The organism is Pseudomonas sp. Z003-0.4C(8344-21), assembly GCF_900104975.1.
GTDB lineage: Bacteria > Pseudomonadota > Gammaproteobacteria > Pseudomonadales > Pseudomonadaceae > Aquipseudomonas > Aquipseudomonas granadensis.
Window position 1 is genome coordinate 516,307 of sequence record NZ_LT629756.1, and the last position, 19,792, is coordinate 536,098.

Here is a 19,792-nt window from a genome sequence, read left to right on the forward strand (position 1 = left end):
CGAGGTGTGCGATGGAGCTTCAAACATGGCTGGCGTTTTTCGCCGCCTGCTGGGTGATCAGTCTGTCGCCGGGTGCCGGCGCCATCGCGTCGATGTCCAGCGGTCTGCAATACGGTTTCTGGCGCGGTTACTGGAACGCCCTCGGTCTGCAGATCGGTCTGGCGGTGCAGATTGCGATTGTCGGCGCCGGGGTCGGGGCGATCCTCACGGCTTCCGCCACGGCGTTCCATGCGATCAAATGGTTCGGCGTGGCCTATCTGGTTTACCTGGCGATCAAACAGTGGCGCGCGCTGCCCATGGACATGAGCGATGACGCCGCGGTGCGGCCGATCGGCAAGCCGCTGGCGCTGGTATTTCGCGGGTTTCTGGTGAACATCAGCAATCCCAAGGCGCTGGTGTTCATGCTCGCGGTGCTGCCGCAGTTCATCAACCCGCATGCGCCGTTGTTGATTCAGTATCTGGTGATCGGGGGGACGATGATCTTCGTCGATCTGATCGTCATGGCGGGCTACACCGGGCTGGCTTCGAAAGTGCTGCGTTTGTTGCGCACGCCGAAGCAGCAGCGCCGTATGAATCGCACGTTTGCCGGGCTGTTCATCGGTGCCGCAGCGTTTATGGCGACGTTGCGCAAAGCGGCGGTGTAAACCGCATAGGCACAAAAAAGGCGACCCGGGCGGTCGCCTTTTTTGTGCCTGGAACGCAGAGCGTCCCGGGCTGCATTCCCACGTTGAGCGTGGAAACGATCAGTCAGCGCAGAATCACCGGCGCGGTGTCGCGTGGCAGATTGTTGCGCTGTGGTGCCTCGCGCGGCTGCTCGTAACCGTCGCCACCGAGCTGCATGCTCAGCTGTCCGGCCACGTCTTCGCCCAGCGCTTTCGAGACTTCGCGGACCACCCGTGGACGGTTCAGCGAAATCTTGATGTCGCGATGATTGACCAGTTTGGTGTCCTGCGCTTCGCCCATCGCCGTGAACGCCGAGGTGATCTCGAAGGTCTTGGTGTTGATCAGGCTGAAATCCGCCACCAGCGTCAGGCCCAGTACCGCCGAATAGCTGTCGGTGTGCGCCAGCTCGTTGATGTCCTGGGTGAAGTCAATATCCAAGACCGTGCCGAACAGCACGTAGTCGGCGCCCTTGAAATTGCCGGCCTTGATGCGCTTGATCACGTCGTACACATCGCCCTTGGACGAGGCGGTGTATGGCGTGCCCTGCACCAGCTGGAACATGCCGGTACGCAGGATCTCACCCTTGATGTCGCCAGTGAATTTGCGCAGCTCGCTCTGCTCGATGTAGCTGGTGGTGGCTTCGATCTCGTTGTAGCTCGAAGAACCGCTGGAGCTGTAGTAACCCTCGCGGTGATTGCTCTGCGCCGAAACGATGTGGATGTATTGCTCCACGCGCTCCTGGTACGCCAGATCCGTCACCGCGACTTTCGGGGCCGCTTGCACGCTGAACGCGCAAGCCAGGGCCATCATGCCAATCCATGCGCGCATTGCTTAACGCTCCGTGGTTTTGCGGATCTCTTTTTCGTCCATCCACTCGGCCAGACCGCTTTCGACGTCGATCAGTTGCAGGCTGAATTTGTAGAAGACGTCCTTGTAATCGCTGCTGCGCTTGACGATCGAGCTGATCGAACCTTCGATGCGGTACTTGGCGGCGATCATGTTGCCAGTCTTGGCCACGGTGCTCTTTTTGTACAGACCGCTCTGGTTCTGCAGCTTGAGCTGGTCAACCTGGCTCTGCATCGCATTGTTGTCGCTGGCGAAACGCGCAACGCCGGTCTTCATCAACTGGGTCTTGATGCTGGTGGTGATTTCGCGGGTATCGATGTACTCGCTGGTCTTGTTCTTCACATCGTAGACCTGAACCACCGGACGGCCCTGCAGGATGCCGGACTGAGCCAGCGAGCGGGTCATCGACTCGGCGATCATTTGCAGGTCGGTCGAACCGAATTCGTTGGTCACGGTTTCCACCGCTTTGGTGTCGCCGTAGCTGATGTTCTTGCTGCCGAGTGTCGGGGAGGTGTTGGCGCAACCGGAGGCCAGCAGGGCGATGACAGCGATGCAGGAAAAGCGTGCAAACATGGGAGTGATCTCTGAATCAGGAATAGGGTGACGGGCTTAAGGCGTTTTGATTTCCAGACGGAAATCCAGCGCTTTCGGGGTCGGGGCAATGGCCTGAATAAAGCTGGTCTGAGCGCCGTACATCATCTGGCTTTTCCAGACTTCTTCTTCGGCCACCGGGAAACCTTCCGCGCCAAGCCAGGCGAAGCGGTAGTAGAAAATCTTGTTGCTGTTGAGGGTGTTGCTCAACTGCACGTTGACGGTCATGAAGCCGTTTTCGCGGGCGACGCGCATAGCGCCGACAACGATGTGTTTCTGCGGGCCCATGGCCACGACTTTGCTCGCGGCGCTGCCCGGCTCTGGCGGTGGCGGGGTGGCGCAGCCGCTCGCCAGCAAGGCGAGGGCGGCGACGGCGATGAGTTTGAAGCGCATGCAAAGACTCCGTTCTTAAGGTTGTTTGAGGCTGGCGACGCTGGTCGCAGCGGCATTCGGGACGACGTGGGCAGCGAGGCCACCGGCGAACACCTGATTGCCCACGGCGCGCAGGCTGATCACCTGGTAACGCTGGTCAACGTTGACCTTGACCACCGAGCCACCCACGGCGCTCGGCAGCGTGACCTGATGTTCGCCCTTCTTCAAGCGCAGGCGCACCACCTGAGTGTTGTCTGGCAGCGTACGCCATGTACGGGTATCGGCACCTTCGAGCACCGCTGAAGAAATACCCACGGCCAAGCCAGCCAGCGGGTTGGTTTCGTTGATCTGTTTTTGTGCCACGCCTTTGGTGATCGCCCGCACGGTGGTGCGTACGATGATCCCCGGCATATCGTCACGCAGCGCACGGCGCGACATGGCGGTGGTGCTGTTGAGCGCGGTCAGGTCGACTTGCTGGCCGTCGACGCCAATCTGCGAAAACGGCGCGGTGGAGGTGTCCGGTTTGATGATCGGAAACGACAGCGGGGTGATCACCACGTTGTTGGAGATCGGCAATGGCAGCGGCACGCGGATCGAGTCGCGGGCTGGGGCGAGTCCGCTTTGCACCACAATCAGGATGTCGCTGTCGTCGGATTTGCTCGGCTTGTCGAGATTGACCAGGGCCTGCTCCAGCAGCGGCGTGTTCGGGCGCAACTCGGCGGCTTTGCGATAACCCGGTGCAGCCAGATCCTTCTCGCCCAGCGCTTCGTAAACGAAGCCGGCAAGGTAGTGGCTGAACGCACTCTGGTAGCTGTTTTTCAGGCCCACCACTTCCGGGGCGTCGAGGCTGGCGACCGGATAACCCTGCAAATCCTTGTACTGGGTCTTGATCCCTTCTTTCTCGGCCTCTTCTTCGCTCTTGAGGTATTCCTTGTCGCGCAGATCGGCGATGACCGCCTCACGCTCGTGAGTGCGCTTGATCGCGGTGCGCGCGCCGTCGAAATCGTTGACTGCGAGCAGGTTCAGGGCCATCTGCGTGGTCAGCATGACTTTTTCGTAGTCGTAGCCTTCGTAGCGGCGCACCTTGTCATTGACCAGGAAACTGCCGAACTGGGCGAGATACTTCGCGCTATCGAGCTTGACCGCATCTTCCCACTGACCGACCACCTGATCAGCGCTGGTCCAGGCATTCTGGCTGCCGGACAGGTCGCCCTTGGCGCGCAGCAGTTCACCTTTTTCGAAGTAATAAAGCAGATCTTTGTCGGTGCCGGTGTTGTTCTTTTCCAGCAGGGTCAGTGCAGCGTCAACGTTGCCGGAGGCCAGTTGCTGATTGGTTTGAGCCAGTTCGGAGTCGTAATTGCGAAAGGCCGAACAGCCGGACAGCAGGGTGACGGCGCTGAGCGCGAGCAGAGTGGGAGCGCGGAATGCCATGGGTACTTCTTCCCTGAGTAGCGATAACTGCAGCCGCGGGTGCTGGTCGGGCTGATATGACCGATCGACAGTGGCGCTGGCCTCCTGCCAATTCCTCTTGCAAGAGGAGCTTTGATGCCGGCTCGCAGGGCGAGGGCGCGGCATTATAAGCGTGCGGTGATGGCTATGTAATAGCTTTTTAACTGCACTTTTTAACCTTGTGCCATCACTTCTCAGCGGATTGAGTGTTTGTTGGCAAAGTTTCCAGCCGGGGAATGAACGCCGATCCCACGGTAAATACCTGATCCCGGAATACCCGCAGATGCAGAATCTGGCGATCTTGATCGACGCGCATCTGAAACGGGTGATTGATGGGCGTCATCGCAAACCGAAAAGTGTGCAACCCTTTCTTCAGGCGCAGGCGAGCGACCAGTGTCTTGTCCGGTAGCGCCCGCCAGGTCCGGGTATCGGCTTCCTCGAAAGGGTCATGTTGCGTGACGATCAGCGATGCTTTTGCCGGGTTGCGCTCGTTTTCCTGCGCCTGACCGATTGCTGCCATGTTGGCGCGAAACATCGCCCGCGAAATGATTTGCGGCATGTCGTCACGTAGTGTGCGCATGGACATGTCGGTCACGCTGTTGATCACGGTCAGCGATTGTTTGCGACCGTCCACGCTGACATGGCTGAAGTTGGGAGTGACCGCGTCCGGTATCATCACCGGGAATGAAATGGGCGCGACGATGACCAGATTTTCATTCAGGCGGACCGGAATAGGCACCTGCACTGAGCTGCGAGCAGGGGCCAGGCCACTTTGGATAATCAGCAACACATCGCTTTCATCGGCTTTCGCTGCCGGTTTGTCGAGATTGCGCAAAGCCGATTGCAGCCAAGGCATGTCGGGACGCAGTTCGATTGCCTGACGATAACCGGACGCTGCGAGTGCTCGCTCACCCAAAGCTTCGTAGGTGAAACCGGCAAGATAATGGCTGAACGCACTCTGGTAGCCATTTTTCAGTTCCACGACCTGAGGGGCTTCAAGCAAAGCAACTGGATAACCTTCAAGGTCCTTGTAGTGCGGGGTTTTGCCTTGGGCCTTGGCCTGTTCCTCGGCCGCTTCGTATTGCTTTTCCCGCTGACGTGCGATCAAGGCCTCGCGCTCATGGGTCTTTTTGATGTCTGCGCGGGCGCCATCAAAATCATTCACGGACAGCTGATTGAGAGCCATCTGCGTGGTCAACATGACCTTTTCGTAATCGTAGCCTTCGTAGCGCCGCAGCTTGTCATTGACCAGCATCGTGCCCATTTCGTCACCGAAGCGTGCCAGCAACTTCATGGCGCCGGAGGGGTTGGCCTCCTCGCGCTGAAAAATCATCCGGTCGGCGTGACGCCAGGCGTCCTGGCTATCGGGCAGGACACTGCCGGCGCTGAGAATTGCACCTTTTTCCAGGTAGTAGAGAAGATCCTTGTCCTCCCAGGGATTGTGCATTTCGACCAGCGCCAGGGCACCGTCAAGATTGCCCCGAGTCATCTGTTCGGTGGTCTGCTGCATTTCCATGTCGTAGTTGCGGTAGGCGGCACAGCCGCTCAGCTGAACCGCCACGCAGAACAAAAAAACCAACGGGATTATCCGCATCGACGATGATTCCTTGCGCGCAAATGCTCTGGGGCGGGCAGTATAAAGTGGATGATGGCAAATGGCTGCGATCTTCATCGGGGCAGTACGAAGTACCATCGCCAGTGGGCAATGCGGCAATACTCGGGCATAACCGTTGCTGCCGTCTTCCGGCTATTTCCTGTCAATCAAAGCGAAACGCCGACAAAGCTTGAGTGAAACGTCTGCGAAGTGAACAATATGTAACTTCGCATTTCCATTTGAGATTCGTTCATGACTGCCTCGTCCCGATTGCTGGCCTGGCTGCTGTTCCCGTTGTTTGCCCTGAGCAGCCTGCCGCTGCTGGCCGATACCGTGGAAGGCGCGCCGCAGGCGTTGCACCTGCTCGATTACATCAGCGCGGATTACCCGCCAACGGTCGAGGCGGGAAAGGTCGTCGATGACGCTGAATACCGCGAGCAACTGGAATTCACCCAGGCGCTGCAAGGGTTGATTGCCGGCATGCCGGCCAAGCCGGAAAAAGCTGCACTGGAGCAAGGCGTCAGCGCCTTGCACACTGCGATCAGCGCCAGGCAGGACGGTGCCGAGGTGGCGCGGCAGGCGCGGCAATTAGGCGCGCAACTGGCGGTGGCGTACGAAGTCAGCCAAGCCCCGATCATCACCCCTGATCCAACCCGTGGCGCACCGTTGTATGCGCAGCATTGCTCGGTGTGCCACGGCGACAGCGGTGCCGGTGACGGCCCGGCCGCGCTCGGCATGTCGCCGGCGCCAGCGAATCTGCGCGATGCGGCGCGGATCGATCACCTGAGTCTGTACGCCATCTACAACACCCTCGGCCAAGGCGTCGAAGGTACCGATATGCCGGCGTTTGCCGATCAGCTCGACGATCGCCAGCGCTGGGATCTGGCGACCTATATCGCCGGTTTCAGTGCCGACGCCACGGCTGCGAAAGCCGACAAGACCTACAACATTGCTGATCTGGCCCGCCAGACCCCGGCCGAAGTGCAGGCCGCCGAAGGTCCGCAAGCTGCGGCGACATTCCGTGCACAACGGGCGCAACCGCCGCAGGTCAAGCGTGGCCCGGCGCAGTTGCTCGACTACACCGCCGCTACTCTGGACAAGAGTCTGGCCGCCTACCGCGCCGGTGAGCACGATCAGGCGTACGACCTTTCGGTGGCGGCGTATCTCGAAGGCTTCGAGCTGGTCGAAAGTTCGCTGGATAATGTCGACGCCAACGTGCGCAAGGACACCGAAAAATCGCTGATGGCGTATCGGCAATCCTTGCAGGACGGCCTGCCGGTCGAGCAGGCCGAGCAACGTCTGGACGCGGCCAAGACCAAACTCAAGGAGTCGGCCGGTCTGTTGGGCAGCGATGGCCTGAGCTGGTCGCTGAGCTACATCTCCGGGCTGCTGATTCTGCTGCGCGAAGGCCTGGAAGCGATTCTGGTGCTGGCGGCCATCCTCGCGTTCCTGCGTAACACCGGGCAACAATCGGCAGTGCGCAGCGTCAACGTCGGCTGGGGCCTGGCATTGCTGGCCGGTCTGGGCACCTGGGCGCTGGCGGCTTATGTGATCGATGTCAGCGGTTCGCAGCGTGAATTGCTAGAAGGCGCGACGGCCCTGTTCGCCAGTGTCATGGTGTTGTGGCTCGGCGTGTGGATGCACGATCGCCGGCATGCGGCCGCCTGGCAGGATTACATCAAGAGCAGTCTGGTCGGCGGTGGCGGGCGTTTCGGCTTCGCGATCCTCGCGTTCTTCTCGGTGTATCGCGAGCTGTTCGAAGTGATCCTGTTCTACGAAACCCTGTGGTTGCAGGCCGGACCTGCCGGGCACAACGCGGTGTTGGCGGGCGGGGCGACGGCGCTGGTGCTGCTGGTGGGTCTGGCGTGGGTGATCCTGCGTGGTTCGGCGAAATTGCCGCTGACGTTGTTCTTCAGCATCAACGCGGCGCTGCTGTGCGCGTTGTCGGTGGTGTTTGCCGGGCATGGCGTGAAAGCGTTGCAAGAGGCCGGGATCTTCGGCACGCGGCCAGTGGCGTTCTTTGAATTCGACTGGCTGGGGATTCACGCCGATGCGTATTCGTTAGCGGCGCAGGCGGTGGCGGTTCTGGCGATTGTTGTGTTGTATGGGCGTAGTTGGGTGGCTGAGAAACGCCGCGTCGCCGTTTAACCAGCATTCGCTGGCGCTCACTTCGCGAGCAGGCTCGCTCCTTGGATCGGTGTGTATCCTGTGGGGAGCGAGCCTGTTTGTTTTTGGAGAAAGAAAATGCGTGTCTGGATTGATGCGGACGCCTGCCCGCGGGCGGCGAAGGATCTGGTGGTGAAGTTCGCCCTCAAGCGCCAGTTCGAGGTGGTGCTGGTGGCTGGGCAACCGCAGACAAAGCCGGGGCTGGCGATCGTCAAACTGGTCGTGGTGCCGAGCGGGCCGGATGCGGCGGATGATTATCTGGTCGAGCACGCGGTGCCCGGTGAGCTGGTGATCTGCAGCGATATCCCGCTGGCCGACCGCTTGGTGAAGAAAGGCGTGGCAGCGCTGGATCCGCGCGGCAAGGAGTTCGATGCGCAGAACATGGGCGAGCGCCTGGCGGTGCGCAACCTGTTTACCGATTTGCGTGAGCAGGGCCAGGTCAGTGGCGGCCCGGCGCCGTTCGGCGAGCGGGAGAAGCAGGCGTTTGCCAATGCGCTGGACCGGATTCTCACCCGCCTGACCCGCAAACCCTGAGCCCCACACAAGTCCCTGTGGGAGCGAGCGTGCTCGCGAAGACGGTGGGTCATTCAACACAGAGTTGCCTGATCTAGCGCTTTCGCGAGCAAGCTCGCTCCCACAGTCGGGTTTGCATGCAGGCAATGATCAGGCGTCGTTCTCATGGGTCAGCTCGAGCACGCGGTCGACCAGTTTGTTGATGCCCGACGCCGCTTCACTGATGGTCTGCGCCAGCATGTAGGCTGGGGTGGTGACGAGTTTGCGCGCCTTGTCTTCGACGATCTCGGTCACCGCGCACTCTTCGTGGGTCGCGCCCATTTTGCTCATGGCCGCGGCGGTGTCTGCATCGTTGCCGATGGTGCAGGTCACGCCGGGGCCGTAGATTTTTGCTGCCAGCGCCGGGGAAATGCAAATCAGGCCGACCGGTTTGCCCGCTTCGGCAAACGCCTCGGCCAGGGCCAGCACTTCAGGTTGCACGCTGCAGCCAGCGCCTTCGATGGCGAAATTCGAAAGATTTTTCGCCGCACCGAAACCACCCGGCACGATCAGCGCGTCGAACTCCTCGACGTCGGCGTCGCGGATGTCCTTAACGTTGCCCCGGGCAATGCGCGCCGATTCCACCAGCACATTGCGCGACTCGGGCATCTCCTCGCCGGTCAGGTGATTGATCACATGCAATTGCGCGATGTTCGGCGCGAAGCACTGCACCTGCGCGCCACGTTGATCGAGGCGCAGCAGGGTGATGACGCTTTCCTGGATCTCGGCGCCGTCGTAGACGCCACTGCCGGACAGGATCACTGCAACTTTTTTGCTCATGGGTTTCTCTCCAGATTCATGGCGCTCAATGTCCACTAAATCGTCGCGCGTTGCCATAGGCGCAACGGGCGGCGGTATCGGGCACAGAACCCTCTCTTCATGGATCGCAACGGCGGCGGGGTGTTCATTTTTTGCTGGCAGCGCAAGCGTGCCGGGGGAGAGAGAACCGTGGTGCATGAAGACTCAGCGCAGAGGGCGCGGCCGCAGGCATGAGAGCGTGCGGCGCTTTATTCCGTCGGGGTCTTGGGTTCGGCTGGGCTGGACGCTTCGGCGTTGCGCAACTGTTCGGCCTGGGCGGCTTTGGCCAGTTGCTCGTCCTGATAAATCTGCTTGGCCAGGCGCGCGTTCTTGAAGCGTCGGCGCAGCCACAGCCCGAGGCCGAGGATCAGCAAGGCGCCCAGTACCCACAGCTCGTATTTCTTGATGCTGCCGAGCATGCCTTCGAGCACCGCACCGAAGTGATACGCCGCCGCCGCCAGTGCCGTGGCCCAGATCGCCGCGCCGATGCCGTTGAGCAACAGATAACGGCCCGGCGGGTAACCCGACAGGCCGATCGCCACCGGCATCACCGTGCGCAGACCATAGACGAAACGGAAACTCAGGACCCAGATGTCCGGATGTTTGCGGATATGCTCCAGCGCGCGGTCGCCCATCAGCTGCCAGCGCGGTTTGCGCGCGAGCAGTTTGCGTCCGTGCTTGCGGCCGAGGAAATACCACAGCTGATCGCCGGCATAACTGCCGCAGAAGGCCACAACCACCACCAGATTGATGTCCATGTATCCGCGGAACGCGAGGAAGCCTGCGAGCACCAGAATGGTTTCGCCTTCGAAGAACGTGCCGAGAAACAAGGCAAAGTAGCCAAAGTCGTGCAGAAATTGTTGGAGCATTGTCTGGGTGCTGGCGAAATGAACGCGCAGCCTAACCCTTCGGACACATTCATGAAAGTGTCCAAATGTGTCTCGACGTGAACATTTCCTACGCTGACAATGGAATGCGGCTACGTGACACGGGGCACACATAACTGTCATCTGTTGGTCATAATGGCCGTCTATAACTGTCACGCTCGCCCGTTTTGCCCGGGCTCAGGAGTCCGCCGTGAGCTTTACCCCCGCCAATCGCCTGTTCCCCGCCACCCGTCTGCGTCGCAACCGCCGTGATGATTTTTCGCGTCGGCTGGTACGGGAAAACGTGCTGACGGTCGATGACCTGATCCTGCCGGTGTTCGTGCTCGACGGTGAAAATCGCCGCGAAGCCGTGGCGTCGATGCCGGGCGTGGAGCGGCTGACGATCGACTTGCTGCTCGAAGAAGCGGCTAAGTGGGTCGAGTTGGGGATTCCGGCACTGGCGCTGTTCCCGGTCACTCCACCGGAACTCAAATCCCTCGACGCTGCCGAAGCCTGGAACCCGCAAGGCATTGCCCAGCGCGCTACGCGCGCGCTGCGTCAGCGTTTTCCGGAACTGGGCGTCATTACCGACGTGGCGCTGGATCCGTTCACCACTCACGGCCAGGACGGCATCCTCGACGAAGAGGGCTACGTGCAGAACGACATCACCGTCGACGCATTGGTCCGCCAGGCGCTGTCTCATGCCGAAGCCGGTGCGCAAGTCGTAGCACCGTCGGACATGATGGACGGTCGCATCCAGGCCATTCGTGAAGCGCTGGAAATTGCCGGCCACGTCAACGTGCGGATCATGGCCTACTCGGCCAAATACGCCAGCGCCTATTACGGCCCGTTCCGCGATGCGGTCGGCTCGGCCAGCAACCTCGGCAAAGCCAACAAGGCTTCCTACCAGATGGACCCGGCCAACAGCGACGAAGCGCTGCACGAAGTCGGTGCGGACCTGGCCGAAGGCGCGGACATGGTCATGGTCAAGCCCGGCATGCCGTACCTGGACATTCTTTTTCGGGTCAAAGATGCCTTCAAGGTGCCGACCTTCGTCTATCAGGTCAGTGGCGAGTACGCCATGCACATGGCCGCTATTCAGAATGGCTGGTTGAGCGAAGCGGTGATTCTTGAGTCACTGACCGCCTTTAAACGTGCCGGCGCAGATGGCATCCTGACTTACTTTGCCGTTCGTGCCGCTCAATTGTTACGAGAGCAGAAATAGCCCTCCCAGGAACATGCGATGAATACCGAAGGACTCACTGAAGTTGCCGTAAAAGAAGCTCAACCGGTGGTCGAGCAAATCGCCGAGACCCCGCCGGAACTCGAGCCTGCGCCACCCGCGCCGGTCGCCGAACCCGCAGCGGCGGTGCCGGCGATTGCCATCCCCGGCCTGGATGACAGCAGCCTGTACATCCACCGCGAGCTCTCGCAATTGCAGTTCAACATCCGCGTGCTGGAACAGGCGCTGGACGAGTCCTACCCGTTGCTGGAGCGCTTGAAGTTCCTGCTGATCTTCTCCAGCAACCTTGATGAATTCTTCGAAATCCGCGTCGCCGGGCTGAAAAAGCAGATCACCTTCGCCCGTGAACAGGCCGGCGCTGATGGCTTGCAGCCGCATCAGGCGCTGGCGCGGATCAGCGAGCTGGTCCACGGTCACGTTGATCGTCAGTACGCGATCCTCAACGACATCCTGCTGCCGGAACTGGAAAAGCATCAGGTGCGCTTCATCCGTCGGCGCAACTGGACGACCAAGCTCAAGGCCTGGGTACGCCGCTATTTCCGCGACGAGATCGCGCCGATCATCACCCCGATCGGCCTCGACCCGACGCACCCGTTCCCGTTGCTGGTGAACAAGAGCCTGAACTTCATCGTCGAGCTTGAAGGTATTGACGCCTTCGGGCGCGATTCCGGTCTGGCGATCATCCCGGCGCCGCGCCTGCTGCCACGGATCATCAAGGTCCCGGAAGAAGTCGGCGGCGCCGGCGACAATTATGTGTTCCTGTCGTCGATGATTCATGCGCACGCTGATGATCTGTTTCAGGGCATGAAGGTAAAAGGCTGCTACCAGTTCCGCCTGACCCGGAACGCCGACCTGGCGCTCGACTCCGAAGACGTCGAAGACCTGGCCCGCGCGCTGCGTGGCGAGTTGTTCTCGCGGCGCTACGGCGACGCGGTGCGTCTGGAAGTTGCCGACACTTGCCCGAAACACCTCTCGGACTACCTGCTCAAGCAGTTCAACCTGAGCGAGACCGAGCTGTATCAGGTCAACGGCCCGGTCAACCTGACGCGCCTGTTCAGCATCACCGGTCTGGACAGCCACCCGGAGCTGCAATACACGCCGTTCACTCCGCAGATCCCGAAACTGCTGCAGAACAGCGAAAACATCTTCAGCGTGGTCAGCAAGCAGGACATCCTCCTGCTGCACCCGTTCGAGTCGTTCACCCCGGTCGTCGACCTGCTGCGTCAGGCCGCGAAAGACCCGCATGTGCTCGCCGTACGCCAGACGCTGTACCGCTCCGGCGCCAACTCGGAGATCGTCGATGCGCTGGTCGACGCTGCGCGTAACGGCAAGGAAGTCACCGCGGTGATCGAGTTGCGTGCGCGGTTTGACGAAGAGTCCAACCTGCAACTGGCCAGCCGGCTGCAAGCGGCCGGTGCGGTGGTGATCTACGGCGTGGTCGGCTTCAAGACCCACGCCAAGATGATGCTGATCCTGCGTCGCGAGGCTGGCGAAATCGTCCGCTACGCGCACCTCGGCACCGGTAACTACCACGCCGGCAACGCCCGTCTGTACACCGACTACAGCCTGCTGACTTCCGACGACGCCTTGTGCGAAGACGTCGGCAAACTGTTTAGCCAGTTGATCGGCATGGGTAAAACCCTGCGCATGAAAAAGCTTCTGCATGCGCCGTTCACCCTGAAAAAAGGCATGCTCGACATGATCGCCCGCGAGACGCAATTTGCCCTCGACGGCAAGCCGGCGCACATCATCGCCAAGTTCAACTCGCTGACCGATCCGAAGATCATCCGCGCGCTGTACAAGGCCAGCCAGTCGGGCGTGCGCATCGATCTGGTGGTGCGCGGCATGTGCTGCCTGCGGCCGGGCATCGCCGGGGTCTCGCACAACATCCACGTGCGCTCGATCATCGGCCGCTTCCTCGAGCACACGCGGGTGTTCTACTTCCTCAACGGCGGCGACGAGCAGATGTTCCTCTCCAGCGCCGACTGGATGGAGCGCAACCTCGACAAGCGCGTCGAGACTTGCTTCCCGGTGGAAGGCAAAAAGCTGCTGACGCGCGTGAAGAAAGAGCTGGAGCTGTATTTGACCGACAATACCCACAGCTGGAGCTTGCAGTCGGACGGCCGCTATATCCGCAACACGCCGACCGGCAACCAGAACCCGCGCAGTGCGCAGGCGACGCTGTTAGAACGACTGGGTAGCCCCATCCTTCCGGTAAGCAGCTAAAAGCCCCTCACCCTAACCCTCTCCCAGAGGGAGAGGGGACTGACCGAGGTGGATTTTCGAGCTACGCCGACCTGAAGCATCGAGTCGAACTCAGGCCTTGAAGCCTAAGGAGATCGGCTCCCTCTCCCTCTGGGAGAGGGCTGGGGTGAGGGGGAAGCTTCACCCCCGATCTCAAGCCGAAACCAATAAAAAAGGCGATCCCTGCGGATCGCCTTTTTTGCACCTGTCATCCACCCACCTGTAGGGGTGATTTGCGGTGTATCAGTGGACGGTGAGCACAATCCCCACCCGCGTCAGCCACTCCGCCTCAAGCCCGAAATCCGCTTGGGTCAGTTGGTTTTCATCCAGCCAGTTCTCCGGGAATTCCACATCAAGGCTGTCGCCATTGGCATGCAGCACCACCTGCGGCATCGCCTGCGTGCCGCGAATATGGTGGAACAGGATGGCAAAACGCAGCAGCACGCACAGGCGAATCAGCTTGATGCCGTCGTCACCGAATTCGGCGAACTTGTCCTTGGGAATATTGCGCCGATGGCCACGTACCAGCAGGGCGAGCATTTGCTGGTCTTCGCGGGAGAACCCGGCGAGGTCGGAGTGCTCGATCAGGTAGGCGCCGTGCTTGTGGTAATGGTAGTGAGCGATATCGAGGCCGACTTCATGGACTTTCGCCGCCCAGCCGAGCAGCTCGCGCCAGATACCGTCGTCCAGCTCCCAGTCTGCCGCGACCTGATCGAACGCGTGCAAGGCTTTGCGCTCGACCCGCGCCGCTTGCTTGAGGTCGACGTGGTAGCGTTCCATCAGCGAAGTCAGGGTGCGCTCGCGCACGTCTTCGTGGTGATGGCGGCCGAGCAGGTCATAGAGTACGCCTTCGCGCAGTGCGCCTTCGCAGTGATCCATGCGTTGCAGTTCGAGGGCGTCGAAGATCGCTTCGAGAATCGCCAGGCCGGCCGGGAAGATTGCACGGCGGTCGGGTTTGATGCCTTCGAAATCGATCTTGTCGACATCGCCAAGCTTGAACAGGCGGCGCTTGAGCCAGGCCAGGCCTTCGGCGTTGACTTCACCGGTGCCGTGGCCGCCGGCCTTCAGCGCCAGACCGATGGCGCGGATGGTGCCCGAGGAGCCGATCGCTTCATCCCAGGTCAGGCGGTGCAGGGCATGCTCGATGCTCATTATCTCCAGCCGCGCCGCGGTGTACGCCTGAGCGTAACGGGCCGGGGTGATCTTGCCGTCCTTGAAATAGCGCTGGGTGAAGCTGACGCAGCCCATCTGCAGGCTTTCGCGCAGCAGTGGCTCGAAGCGCTGGCCAATGATGAATTCGGTACTGCCGCCGCCGATGTCGGCGACCAGACGTTTGCCCGGCGTATCGGCGAGGGTGTGTGACACGCCCAGGTAGATCAGGCGCGCTTCTTCACGGCCGGAGATGACTTCTACCGGATGGCCGAGGATTTCTTCAGCGCGGTGGATGAATTCGATCCGGTTGCGTGCTTCGCGCAGGGCGTTGGTGCCGACGATGCGCACGGCGCCCAGCGGCATGCCGTTGATCAGCTGTGCGAAGCGCTTGAGGCAGTCGAGACCGCGCTGCATCGATTCTTCGTTGAGCTGGCGCGCATCGTCGATGCCGGCGGCCAGTTGTACCTTTTCGCCGAGACGCTCGAGAATGCGGATCTCGCCGTTCTGGGCCTTGGCCACGACCATGTGAAAGCTGTTGGAGCCCAGGTCGATTGCGGCGATCAGGGACAGATTCTTGGCTTGGGATTGCGGCATGATCAGGGAGTCTCGGTCGATAACCCCGCCATCGTGCCACGATCACACGCTGACGCCAACGCGCACGGCGCAAAGCCTTGATACATCGATGAAAGTCGATGACCGCTGCGCGGTCAATCGCGGGCAAGCCCGCTCCCACAGGTTTTAGCGCTGAACGTACGATCCTGTTCCTGCATCGAACCCTGTGGGAGCGGGCTTGCCCGCGATGAGGCCCTAAAAGGCACCACACATCTTTCAGGCAATCGCTTCGACGGTGCCAATGAAATTCGCCAGCTCCACCGTCTGCGGATTGGCGAACAACACCTTCGGATCGCCCACTTCATGCACCTTGCCATGGTGCATGAACACCAGTTTGTCGCCGACTTCGCGGGCGAAGCGCATTTCGTGGGTGACCATGATCAGCGTCATGCCTTCCTTGGCCAGTTGCCGGACCACGGCGAGCACTTCGTTGACCAGTTCCGGGTCGAGCGCCGAGGTGATCTCGTCGCACAGCAACACCTTCGGCGACATCGCCAGGGCCCGGGCGATCGCCACGCGTTGCTGCTGGCCGCCGGACAGCCGATCCGGGAAGGCATCGAATTTCTCGCCCAGGCCGACCCGCTCAAGCATCTCGCGCGCCAGTTCGGCCGCTTTGGCCTTCGGCACTTTCTGCACCACTTGCGGCGCGAGCATGACGTTTTCGCCCACGGACAGGTGCGGGAACAGGTTGAACTGCTGAAACACCATGCCGACTTTCTGCCGCAGGCTGCGCAGGTCGGCGCGGGCGGCGTCGAGGTATTCGCCATCGACTTCGATCACCCCGTCGTTAATCGACTCCAGCCCATTGAGCGTGCGCAACAGGGTCGATTTGCCCGAGCCGCTGCGGCCGATGATCGCCACCACCTGGCCTTCCTCGACGCTGAGGTCGATGCCTTTGAGAACGTGGTGATCGCCGTAGTATTTATGCAGGGCGGAAATTCTAAGCAGAGGCATGCAGTCTCCTTTCCAGATAGCGCGCACTGAGGGACAAGGGGTAGCAGAGGAGGAAATAGCCGAGGGCGACGAGGCCGTAGACCATGAACGGTTCGAATGTGGCATTGGCGAGCATGCCGCCGGTCTTGGTCAGCTCGGTGAAACCGATGATCGAAGTCACCGCGGTGCCTTTGACCACCTGCACCGAGAAGCCCACGGTCGGCGCCACGGCAATGCGCAGGGCCTGCGGCAGGATCACGTAACGCAATTGCTCCAGCGGATTGAGCGCCAGGCTCGCCGAGGCTTCCCACTGGCCATTCGGGATCGACTCGACGCAACCGCGCCAGATCTCCGCCAGATAAGCGCTGGTGAACAAGGTCAGGGCAATCGCAGCGGCCATCCACGGCGAGATTTCGACCCCGGCCAGCGCCACGCCGAAAAACACCAGAAACAGCTGCATCAACAGCGGCGTGCCCTGAAACAGCTCGATCCAGGTGCGGGCAATGCTGCTCGGCAACGAGTTTTTCGAGATGCGCATGATCAGGATCAGCAGCCCGACGATGCCACCGCCAATGAACGCCACCAGCGACAGCGCCAGCGTCCATTGCAGGCCGGTGAGCAGGTTGCGCAGGATGTCCCAGAAGGTGAAGTCGCTCATGCCCGGCTCCTGCTGATATAGCGCCGGCCGATCCAGTTGAGCAATTGGCGGATAAGCAGCGCCATGCACAGGTAGATCAGCGTGGTCAGCGCATAGGTTTCAAAGGCGCGGAAGTTGCGCGACTGAATGAAGTTGGCGGCGAAGCTCAGCTCTTCGGTGGCGATCTGCGAACACACCGCCGAGCCGAGCATGACGATGATGATCTGGCTGCTCAGCGCCGGCCAGACCTTGCCCAGCGCCGGTAGCAGCACCACATGCCGGAACGCTTCGAAGCGACTCATCGCCAGCGCCGCGGCCGCTTCCAGTTGGCCGCGCGGAATCGCCTGGATGCCGGCGCGGATGATCTCGGTCGAATAAGCGCCAAGGTTGATCACCATCGCGAGCACGGCTGCCTGCCACTCGGAAATCTGCACGCCGAGCGATGGCAGGCCGAAGAAGATGAAAAACAACTGCACCAGAAACGGCGTGTTGCGAATCAACTCGACGTAAACGCCGAAGATTGCTGCGAACGGGCGGATATTCCACGCCCGCACCAGCGCCCCGACAATTCCGAGGCCCACCCCGAGCACCGCGCCAATGGCGGTCAGCTCAAGGGTGAACAGCGCCCCGCGCAGCAGCAGGTCGGTGTTTTCCACCACCGGCAAGAAATCGAACTGATAAGCCATGAAAGTCTCCCGCGTCGTCGATCAGAGATCGGCCGGCAGCGGTTCTTTCAACCAGGTCTGCGCATTCTTTTCCAGCGCGCCGTCAGCCTTGGCGGTGGTCAGGATATCGTTGACCTTCGCCAGCAGTGCGGCTTCGTTCTTGTTCACGCCGACATACACCGGCGAATCCTTGAGCTTCACTTTCAGCGCGGGCACGCGTTTCGGGTTCTTCTCGCTGATGGCGACCATCACCACGTTGCCGCTGGCGATCAGGTCGACCTGGCCGGCGAGGTAGGCGGCGATGGTTGAGTTGTTGTCTTCAAAGCGCTTGATCGTGACGCCTTCGGGGGCGACTTTGCTCAGCTCGATGTCTTCGATGGCGCCACGGGTGACGCTGATGGTTTTGCCTTTGAGGTCGTCGAGGCTGCTGATTGCAGCATCTGGCGGGCCGAACACGGCGAGGTAGAAGGGGGCGTAGGCGCGGGAGAAGTCGATGACTTTCTCGCGCTCGGGGTTCTTGCCGAGGCTGGAGATCACCAGATCGACCTTGCCAGTGGTCAGGAACGGAATGCGGTTGGTGCTGTTGACCGGGGTCAGCTCGAGTTTGACCTTGAGCTGGTCGGCCAGCAGTTTCGCGGTGTCGATGTCCAGGCCACGGGGTTTCATGTCCGGGCCGACCGAACCGAACGGCGGGAAGTCCTGCGGCACGGCGACTTTCAGCGTGCCGCGTTTGACCACGTCGTCCAGACCGTCGGCGTGAGCGGGAGCCTGGCACAGCAGCAGGCCGGCAAACAGGGAAGCGAGAAGGGCGCTGTAACGCTGGGTCATGGACAATCTCCGGATCGGCGGGAAGTGATTTCTGCAATCGGACAGAGCATGGGCCGTGCCAAGACTGCGCTTTCATTGCGCCAGGCCGCGGTTTCAGCGGCTTCGTTCGGTCTTACTGGTCTGAACAGTCAGGATGCTTTTCGCACCCCGATGGCGCATCAGTGATGCGCACCGAACCCCACTGGGGCACGACTTGCCGGGCCCGCCGAATAGCTTTACAACTAGCCGCACATTGACCCTGGCGCGTCCGAAAAAACCATGAACTCGATTTCCCGTGCGGTACCCGAAGTGGCGCTGCAAGCGATCCGCAAATTGATCACCGAACAGGGCTTCGGCGCCGGCGATGCCTTGCCGTCACAACGGCATCTGGCCCTGCAGCTGGGTGTCAGCCGCGCGTCGTTGCGTGAAGCACTGTCATCGCTGAGTGCGCTGGGCGTGGTCAGTATCCAGCCGGGCAAAGGGGTGTTCGTGCAGGCGCCGGTGGAACTGGCCAATGGCGACAGCGCACCGGGATGGGCCTTTGCGGCGCAGGCCTCGCCGCTGGACATCTTTCAGTTGCGCTATGCGCTGGAAGGGTTTGCGGCGGGGCTGGCGGCGGTGACGCTGAGCACGTTCGACCTCGATGCACTGGAAGACAACGTTGCGGCGATGCGTGAGCAATTGCGCGCCGGCGATTTTGAAGCGGCGGCAAAACTCGACTTCGAATTTCATCGACGGATCCTGCTGGCCAGCGGCAATCAAGCGATGCTGAGCATCCTCACGGCCAGCGCCGAGATCTTTCTCGAGAGCCAGAAATTACCGTTCATTCGCGCCGAGCGGGCCATGGAAACCTGGCAGGAACACCGCAAGATCCTCCGTGCCCTGGCCCGCCGCGCGTCGGCTGCGGCGCAAAAAGCCATGCAGGAACATGTGCGCAACGCGGCCCTGCGCACTGGAATCGCGTTCATCGCCCCCGCCGCCGGCTGACTTGAACCATACCCAAACTCATCAGTCACCATAGCAAGACTCAATCAACTGCGGCTTCCTGAACACGGGAAGGGCGGCTATGATGGGCCACGTTTTTTTGCTTACAACCTGGAGAATTCCATGAGCAGCGATCTGATCAAACACGTTAGCGACGCTAGCTTCGAAGCCGACGTACTCAAGGCCGAAGGCGCTGTCCTGGTCGACTACTGGGCTGAATGGTGCGGCCCTTGCAAAATGATCGCACCGGTTCTGGACGAGATTGCCGAGACCTACAAGGGCAAGCTGACCGTCGCCAAACTGAACATCGACGAAAACCAGGAAACCCCGGCCAAGCACGGCGTGCGTGGTATCCCGACGCTGATGCTGTTCAAGAACGGCAACGTTGAAGCGACCAAGGTCGGCGCACTGTCGAAGTCGCAGCTGGCGGCTTTCCTCGACGCCAACATCTAAGCGTCGCGGTAAACGTTAAAAAAAGCCCCGCAAATCGCGGGGCTTTTTGCGTATTCAGGGCTAGACGCTCCGAAACTCAGGTGGTACATTCGGCCCCGCACTGGTTTCTCCACTGCCCCCTGCTAGCCGTCGCCGACGCACTCCTTTTCGAATTAGTTCGCGATC

At 61.0% G+C, this 19,792-nt stretch carries 19 protein-coding genes; 7 read left to right on the forward strand and 12 right to left on the reverse strand.

Annotated features, from left to right (window positions below; genetic code table 11):
- Positions 1–11: 11 nt before the first annotated feature.
- Entirely contained in the window at positions 12–644 is a 633-nt protein-coding gene (locus BLU24_RS02355; RefSeq protein ID WP_093097151.1) for a LysE family transporter, read from the forward strand.
- A gap of 103 nt (positions 645–747) precedes the next feature.
- On the opposite strand, the gene BLU24_RS02360 is transcribed toward BLU24_RS02355, so the two are convergent.
- The 5 genes from BLU24_RS02360 to BLU24_RS02380 all read right to left on the reverse strand — a co-directional run bounded on the left by BLU24_RS02360 (position 748) and on the right by BLU24_RS02380 (position 5,515).
- The gene (locus BLU24_RS02360; RefSeq protein WP_093097156.1) at positions 748–1,491 is read right to left on the reverse strand and encodes a penicillin-binding protein activator LpoB; all 744 of its coding nucleotides are present in this window, start codon (positions 1,489–1,491) and stop codon (positions 748–750) included.
- 3 nt (positions 1,492–1,494) lie between these two features.
- Positions 1,495–2,082, reverse strand: coding sequence for a penicillin-binding protein activator LpoB (lpoB, locus tag BLU24_RS02365; RefSeq protein WP_039757415.1), 588 nt, complete (start codon positions 2,080–2,082; stop codon positions 1,495–1,497).
- Positions 2,083–2,118: 36 nt separating this feature from the next.
- Entirely contained in the window at positions 2,119–2,493 is a 375-nt protein-coding gene (locus tag BLU24_RS02370; protein ID WP_093097162.1) for a YcfL family protein, read from the reverse strand.
- Between the two features lie 15 nt (positions 2,494–2,508).
- Entirely contained in the window at positions 2,509–3,903 is a 1,395-nt protein-coding gene (locus BLU24_RS02375; RefSeq protein WP_093097166.1) for a COG3014 family protein, read from the reverse strand.
- Positions 3,904–4,108: 205 nt separating this feature from the next.
- The gene (locus BLU24_RS02380) at positions 4,109–5,515 is read right to left on the reverse strand and encodes a COG3014 family protein (protein WP_093097171.1); all 1,407 of its coding nucleotides are present in this window, start codon (positions 5,513–5,515) and stop codon (positions 4,109–4,111) included.
- Between the two features lie 252 nt (positions 5,516–5,767).
- On the opposite strand from BLU24_RS02380, the gene BLU24_RS02385 reads away from it, so the two are divergent.
- Positions 5,768–7,663, forward strand: coding sequence for an FTR1 family protein (locus BLU24_RS02385; RefSeq protein WP_093097176.1), 1,896 nt, complete (start codon positions 5,768–5,770; stop codon positions 7,661–7,663).
- Positions 7,664–7,759: 96 nt separating this feature from the next.
- Positions 7,760–8,215, forward strand: coding sequence for a YaiI/YqxD family protein (locus tag BLU24_RS02390; RefSeq protein WP_093097181.1), 456 nt, complete (start codon positions 7,760–7,762; stop codon positions 8,213–8,215).
- 129 nt (positions 8,216–8,344) lie between these two features.
- Here the strand turns inward: BLU24_RS02390 and elbB are convergent, their stop codons facing one another.
- Entirely contained in the window at positions 8,345–9,013 is a 669-nt protein-coding gene (elbB, locus tag BLU24_RS02395; protein ID WP_090287386.1) for an isoprenoid biosynthesis glyoxalase ElbB, read from the reverse strand.
- A 227-nt stretch (positions 9,014–9,240) separates the two neighbouring features.
- Positions 9,241–9,900 carry a DedA family protein gene (locus BLU24_RS02400; protein ID WP_093097191.1) on the reverse strand — a complete coding sequence of 220 codons (660 nt, stop codon included), beginning with the start codon at positions 9,898–9,900 and terminating at the stop codon, positions 9,241–9,243.
- A 208-nt stretch (positions 9,901–10,108) separates the two neighbouring features.
- On the opposite strand from BLU24_RS02400, the gene hemB reads away from it, so the two are divergent.
- Positions 10,109–11,122, forward strand: a complete 1,014-nt coding sequence (gene hemB / locus BLU24_RS02405; RefSeq protein ID WP_093097196.1) for a porphobilinogen synthase — start codon at positions 10,109–10,111, stop codon at positions 11,120–11,122.
- Between the two features lie 18 nt (positions 11,123–11,140).
- Entirely contained in the window at positions 11,141–13,366 is a 2,226-nt protein-coding gene (gene ppk1, locus BLU24_RS02410; RefSeq protein ID WP_093097200.1) for a polyphosphate kinase 1, read from the forward strand.
- A 261-nt stretch (positions 13,367–13,627) separates the two neighbouring features.
- Here the strand turns inward: ppk1 and ppx are convergent, their stop codons facing one another.
- From ppx to BLU24_RS02435, 5 genes are all read right to left on the reverse strand, one after another.
- Complete coding sequence (gene ppx / locus BLU24_RS02415; RefSeq protein ID WP_090287377.1) at positions 13,628–15,130, reverse strand: exopolyphosphatase; 1,503 nt, start codon at positions 15,128–15,130, stop codon at positions 13,628–13,630.
- 234 nt (positions 15,131–15,364) lie between these two features.
- Positions 15,365–16,102, reverse strand: a complete 738-nt coding sequence (locus tag BLU24_RS02420) for an amino acid ABC transporter ATP-binding protein (RefSeq protein WP_093097203.1) — start codon at positions 16,100–16,102, stop codon at positions 15,365–15,367.
- A complete protein-coding gene (locus BLU24_RS02425; RefSeq protein WP_090287373.1) occupies positions 16,089–16,739 on the reverse strand; it encodes an amino acid ABC transporter permease in 651 nt (216 codons plus the stop codon). Before BLU24_RS02425 ends, BLU24_RS02420 begins: the two co-directional genes overlap by 14 nt.
- Positions 16,736–17,404: an amino acid ABC transporter permease gene (locus BLU24_RS02430; RefSeq protein WP_093097207.1), complete on the reverse strand. Its 669-nt coding sequence runs from the start codon at positions 17,402–17,404 to the stop codon at positions 16,736–16,738. The genes BLU24_RS02425 and BLU24_RS02430 overlap by 4 nt, the downstream gene beginning before the upstream one ends.
- Before the next feature lie 21 nt (positions 17,405–17,425).
- Positions 17,426–18,211, reverse strand: coding sequence for a transporter substrate-binding domain-containing protein (locus tag BLU24_RS02435; RefSeq protein ID WP_090287367.1), 786 nt, complete (start codon positions 18,209–18,211; stop codon positions 17,426–17,428).
- A gap of 258 nt (positions 18,212–18,469) precedes the next feature.
- Between BLU24_RS02435 and BLU24_RS02440 the strand changes: the two genes are divergently transcribed.
- The gene (locus BLU24_RS02440) at positions 18,470–19,177 is read left to right on the forward strand and encodes a FadR/GntR family transcriptional regulator (RefSeq protein WP_093097212.1); all 708 of its coding nucleotides are present in this window, start codon (positions 18,470–18,472) and stop codon (positions 19,175–19,177) included.
- 120 nt (positions 19,178–19,297) lie between these two features.
- Entirely contained in the window at positions 19,298–19,627 is a 330-nt protein-coding gene (gene trxA / locus BLU24_RS02445) for a thioredoxin TrxA (RefSeq protein ID WP_003206727.1), read from the forward strand.
- Positions 19,628–19,792: the final 165 nt, after the last annotated feature.